Below are 6,051 nucleotides of genomic sequence, written 5' to 3' on the forward strand. Positions count from 1 at the left end.
GGATTCACTCCCTTAGAGGGGCTTATCATGGGAAGTAGATGCGGGGATTTGGATCCTGCAATCTTGCTTTATCTTCAAAGAGAGCTGGGGCTTAGTACAGATGAAATCGATGACCTTCTTAACAAACAATCAGGGCTTTTGGGAATTTGCGGCGAAAAAGATGTAAGAGAGATAAAAAAAAGAGATGATGCGCTTGCACACTTGGCGTTAGAGATGATGGTGCGAAGAGTTAAAAAATACATAGGCTCCTACATAGCTCTTTTAGGAGGGGTTGATGCGTTAGTTTTTACCGCAGGGATAGGTGAACGCTCCTCATCTCTTAGGGCAGGGATTTTACAAAAGCTGGAACTCTTTGGGATTGCTATAGATAAAGAAGCAAACGAACAAGATGCTATGCTTATCTCAAGTGCTTCAAGTAAGATAAAAGTGTTTGTTATAAAAACGGACGAAGAGCTTGAAATGGCAAGAGAGTGTGCAGAGCTTTTACGATAACACTGTTTTATCTATGTTATACTTTGGTTATATAAAAAAAGGATTTACAAATGAAAATAAAACAGATTTTGCTTTTTGCAATTTTACTTATTTTTGTCTCGGGATGTGTTGCTAAAAAGAGAGTTTTAAACATACAAAATGAAAATCTCTGCTCCACTGCAGTTGCTACGCTTTATCTAAACAAGCTTGAGATTAAAAATAGTGCCGACTCCTTCAATATACCAGAAGATAAGATTAAAGCCGCACTTGCAGATTCGCTCAAGGAGACAAACTGCTTTAGAGTCTCTATACAGGAGAGAGATGAGGAGTCGCTAAATGTCGAAGACGAGTATCTGCTTGATATAAAAGCGACGCTGTTTCAGGAAAAAGAGACCTCTAAGAAAAACATCTTTAAAAAAGAGCAAAAAGAGTTTCTCTCTTTGACACTCGCTCTTTATGCGTATAACAAAAGCAAAAACGTTAGCGCAAAAACAACAAGTGAACTTTTGGCAAACAAATCCAAGATTTTAGGCTTAACCATACAAGACGAACAAGAGCGTGACAGAAAAACAGTTCTTACAAATGCAACAAAACAAGTCTCTATTTTATTAAAGGATGGTTTTGACAAGCTCCAAGATAGCCGACACTAGCACAAGGAGATAGCAATGACATACAGATATATAGGCAAAACAGGGCTTAGAGTCTCTCCCATTTGCATGGGGACTATGACATTTGGCACTCAGACAACGAACGAAAAAGAGGCTTTTGCTATTATGGACAAAGCTTACGAGGCGGGTGTAAATTTTTATGACACGGCAGAGTTATATCCGGTTCCTCCAACTGCAGAGTTAAGCGGAGTAACGGAAGAGATAGTCGGAAGATGGCTCAAAACCAAACCAAGAGATAGCATCATATTGGCTACAAAAGTAGCAGGTGCAGCTTCGGGATGGTATGTTCCACCCATTCGTCATGGCTTAACTGCATGTGATAGTTTTCATATCCAAAGAGCCGTAGAGGGGAGTCTTAAGAGACTCAGAACCGACTATATTGACCTCTACCAAATGCATTGGCCAGATACCGTTGTTCCCATAGAAGAGAGCCTCAAAGCGTTTGATAAACTTGTACAAAGCGGAAAAGTGCGCTACATAGGCACATCTAACGACAGCGCATATAAAACGACAAAAGCGCTTATGACCTCCGAGGCAAAAGGTTATGCGAGATTTGAATCTATCCAAAACAACTTCTCACTTCTCAACAGACGTTTTTTAGATGAACTCGCTGTTGTTGCAAATAAGGAGCAAATCTCCCTTCTAGCTTACTCTCCCTTAGCAGGCGGTGTTCTTAGTGGCAAATATAATCAAGCATCAAATGCAGATGGGCGTTTTAGCGATTATGTCAAATCTTCACATCAGCGTCAACGTCTTATGGCACAGAGATTTATAAATGACAAAACACTAGCCTCAACGCAAAAATATCTCAAAATAGCGCATGATTATGAGATTGACCCGGTAACACTTGCCATTGCATGGTCAAAACAGTTTGACTTTGTCGCCTCCACTATCATCGGTGCCTCACATGCAGCGCAGCTTGATGCATCTTTGGCGGCGATGGAGCTAAAGCTTAGCGAGGAGATACTAAAAGCTTGTGACGCGGTGCATCAAGAGATTCTCTACCCGATGGGTTAATGGCAGTATGCAAACAAAAAACACATTCTCAATAGTTCCAATATCTTCACTCTTTATCGCAATAGGATTTTTGGCTATTGGCTATGGGATGATTTTGACTTTTATCGGGGTTTATCTCAAGGAGATGGGTTCGAGCAATATTACAATCGGACTTATAAATGCGACATTTTTTCTAGGAGCCATCGGCGCTTCCATCTTTAGCCAAAAGATTATTGCAACAGTCGGGCATATAAGAAGTTTTGCTACGTTTGCCTCTATTATGATTATAGGATTTTTGGGGCATAGTCTCTACTTTAACGAGGTGTTTTGGGCTATTTTAAGACTACTCTCAGGCTTTGCTTATTATGGGTTGCTCATTATTTTAGAGAGTTGGCTCAATGAAAAAAGTTCTAAAACCCATAGAAGCAAAATTCTTGCCATTTACACCATCATCTTCTATCTTGCAACAGCAATCGGACAGCTGCTTTTAAATATAGGCGATACAAGCGGTCATGTCTTTTTCATCATCGGCTCTATTTTAGTTCTTTTTTCTATTATTTTTATCTCCATGACGAAGATAAAAGAGCCTATTTTAGAGCCTTTTGAGAGATACAGCCTTCCTAAAATATTTAGCATTGCTCCACTAGCGCTTGCGAGCAGTTTTATAGGAGGTTTTTTTGTCGGCGGTTTTTTTACCATGATGCCGGTCTTTATTGTAGAAAATTTTGACTCAATCCACATAGTCTCTCTTTTTATGACTATTACAATTATCGGCGCTCTACTCTCTCAGTGGCCCATAGGCATATTCTCAGACAAACTCGGAAGAAGAAAGATGATAGCCTTTAGCAGTTTTTTTATTGCATTTATTTCTGCTTGTTTTCTCCTATCTTCTTATGATAAATACTACTTTTACCTGCTTGGAGCGCTTCTTGGAGTCGGGATATTTTCTCTTTATCCTCTGGCAATGGCAAGAGCAAATGATGTCGTTGATGAGAACAAAAACATTTTAGAGATAAGTAGAACACTACTCTTTGCTTACGGGTTAGGCTCCTTTGCGGCTCCTTTGTTTATCGGGGTAGGATCCTACTTCTTTGAGAACTTTATCTTCTTCTCTTTTTTCATACTAAGTCTTTTTCTGGGCTTCTACGCGCTCTCAAAGGAGAAAATTCCTGATAAAGATATGAGTATTTTTGTAAACATGCCCAGTGTCTCTGGGGCTATATCCCCAAATCTCGACCCCAGACAAGATGGAGCATAAGTCATGAAAAAAAGAACAAAAATTGTAGCCACGGTCGGTCCTGCCAGTGATAGCGTAGAGAAACTAGAGGAGCTTGTAAGAGCAGGTGTAAATGTTTTTAGACTCAATTTTTCCCATGGAGATTATGAGTACCACTCGACCGTGCTCTCTCGCATAAGAGAGGTAATGAAAAAAACAGGTTTGATTGTCGGGGTGCTTCAAGATATAAGCGGTCCAAAAATTCGTATTGGCGAACTTGAGAGCAGTTTTGAGCTAAGAAGCGGGGATATTTTGGAGTTTGTCAAGAAGAAGATACTCGGGCATAAAGTAGATGATACTCACTACAGGTTGACGCTCAACCAAAAAGAGATTTTAAAAAAGTTAAATATTGGTCAGTTTATATATCTTTATGACGGCATCATCCGTGCAAAAGTAACAAGCATCAGCGATGACTCTGTTTTTGCAACTATAGAAAATGACGGTATTTTAAGTAGTAAAAAAGGTGTGAATTTTCCAAACACCCATATCGATATTGAAGTTTTGACAAAAAAAGACAAGCGTGATATAGAGTGGGGAGTGACTAACGGCGTTGATTTTATGGCTATCTCTTTTGTTCAAAATACCCAAGATATGCTTAGTGCAAGAGAGATAGTGCATAAACACGGCGGCACCCAGATGCTTATTGCAAAAATAGAAAAATTTGATGCCCTCAAAAATATTGATGCTATCATAGATGCTAGTGATGGTATTATGGTTGCGCGTGGGGATTTAGGAATAGAGGTACCGTTTTACGAGGTTCCAAATATACAAAAAATGCTTATTAAAAAAGCAAACAAAGCATCAAAACCCGTTATTACCGCAACTCAGATGCTCCTCTCCATGACAAAAAGCCAAAGAGCCACAAGAGCGGAGATAAGCGATATCGCCAATGCCGTTTTAGATGGAACTGATGCGGTGATGCTCTCAGAGGAGAGCGCTATTGGGGATTATCCGGTATTGGCAGTAAAGACAATGTTTGAGACTATAAGAGAGGCTGAAAAGGAGTATCCGTATAATAGATTTTACGAAGACTCGTATGAAGATACCACAAATGCCATAGTCGAGTCCGCGGTTAGACTCTCAAGAGATTTGAATGCAGAAGGGATTTTATCTCTTACAAACTCTGGCAACTCTGCTAGAAAATTGGCAAAGTATCATCCGAACAAACCGATATATGCTATCACGCATGATGACAAAGTAAGAAGACAACTTACCCTCTCCTGGGGCGTTGTTCCTGCTTTTAGCGTAAAGAGAGGTTCGCTTAGTCAAGCTCTTAAAGATACGATGAACAAAGGAATGAGCAAGGGTGTTTTAGACAAAACAAAGAGATATATCCTAACAGCTGGAGGTCCGATGGGAGTAAGCGGTTCTACAAATCTAATACGTATTCTCAGCGAGGATGAGATGGAGTTTTACAAAAATCTAGGTACAAAATACAAAAAGGATGTTTTATGAAATATATACGGTTTTTTAACGAATTAAATATAAATGATGTTCCGATAGTCGGCGGCAAAAATGCTTCGCTTGGAGAGATGTACCAAAATCTTACCCCAAAGGGCGTTACTATTCCAAATGGATTTGCAACCACAAGTGATGCGTACTGGCTTCTTTTAAAAGAGAATGATATAAAAGAGAAAATAGCCTCTATCTTGGATGATTTGGATATACATGACACAAAGAATCTTCAAGAGCGTGGAGAAAAAGTTCGCTCTCTTATCTTAAACTCCCACCTTCCAAAAACTCTTATAGAGGAGCTTCTTAGCGCATACAAAACACTCTCGCAGGAGTACAAAAAGGATACGGTTGATGTAGCTGTTCGCTCTTCGGCAACGGCGGAAGATCTCCCTGATGCCTCTTTTGCAGGACAGCAGGAGACTTTTTTAAATGTAAGCAGCGAGAAGGAGCTGCTAGACAGTGTTTTGAGATGTTTTGCTTCACTCTTTACCGACAGAGCCATCAGCTACCGCACAAGCCGCGGATACAGCCACTTCAAAGTTGCTCTATCGATAGGTGTGCAAAAAATGGTCAGAAGCGACACCTCCTCAAGCGGAATTATGTTCACGATTGACACGGAGAGCGGCTCAGAAAACCTTATACTTATAAACTCAATCTGGGGATTGGGTGAAAATGTTGTTAGCGGGCGAGTAAATGCAGATGAGTTTTTTGTCTTTAAGCTCACACTAAAAAAGGGCAAAGAAGCAATACTTAAACGCTCTTTGGGAAGCAAAAAAGAGAAGATGCTCTATGATAAAAAATCACGCACAATAAATATAGCCACTTCAAAAGAGGAGCAAAACAGTTTCTCTATAAATGATGATGAGATTATGGAGCTTGCAAAACAGGCACTTATTATTGAAGAGCACTATGGGCGTGCTATGGATATTGAGTGGGCAAAAGATGCAGATAACTCAAAACTCTACATCGTTCAAGCAAGACCTGAGACTGTGCAAAGTAACCTTATGCAAAACATCTCTTTTAAGCGCTACTCCATGAATATAAAAGGTGCAAAAGTTTTAACATCAGGACGAGCAGTCGGCGATAAAATCGGCTCGGGAAAAGTAACCATCATAAATGACACAACGGAGTTTGAGCGCTTTAACAGAGGCGATATTTTAGTTGCAGACTCTACCGATCCAGACT

5 protein-coding genes and 1 pseudogene are annotated in these 6,051 nt (G+C 40.0%); all 6 read left to right on the forward strand.

Annotation, left to right across the window (positions count from 1 at the left end):
• A pseudogene (locus M0Q17_RS10470) lies at window positions 1-492 on the forward strand (acetate kinase); the annotation flags it as partial.
• A 50-nt stretch (window positions 493-542) separates the two neighbouring features.
• The gene (locus tag M0Q17_RS10475; RefSeq protein ID WP_295086621.1) at window positions 543-1,121 is read left to right on the forward strand and encodes a hypothetical protein; all 579 of its coding nucleotides are present in this window, start codon (window positions 543-545) and stop codon (window positions 1,119-1,121) included.
• A 15-nt stretch (window positions 1,122-1,136) separates the two neighbouring features.
• The gene (locus M0Q17_RS10480; protein ID WP_295086622.1) at window positions 1,137-2,156 is read left to right on the forward strand and encodes an aldo/keto reductase; all 1,020 of its coding nucleotides are present in this window, start codon (window positions 1,137-1,139) and stop codon (window positions 2,154-2,156) included.
• 7 nt (window positions 2,157-2,163) lie between these two features.
• Window positions 2,164-3,393 carry an MFS transporter gene (locus M0Q17_RS10485; RefSeq protein ID WP_295086625.1) on the forward strand — a complete coding sequence of 410 codons (1,230 nt, stop codon included), beginning with the start codon at window positions 2,164-2,166 and terminating at the stop codon, window positions 3,391-3,393.
• 3 nt (window positions 3,394-3,396) lie between these two features.
• The gene (gene pyk / locus M0Q17_RS10490) at window positions 3,397-4,866 is read left to right on the forward strand and encodes a pyruvate kinase (protein WP_295086627.1); all 1,470 of its coding nucleotides are present in this window, start codon (window positions 3,397-3,399) and stop codon (window positions 4,864-4,866) included.
• The coding region (locus M0Q17_RS10495) for a PEP/pyruvate-binding domain-containing protein (protein ID WP_295086629.1) at window positions 4,863-6,051 on the forward strand (1,189 nt) is incomplete at its 3' end. The genes pyk and M0Q17_RS10495, both read left to right, overlap by 4 nt.

Source organism: Sulfurimonas sp., from assembly GCF_023229105.1.
In the GTDB taxonomy this organism is placed as follows: Bacteria; Campylobacterota; Campylobacteria; order Campylobacterales; family Sulfurimonadaceae; genus Sulfurimonas.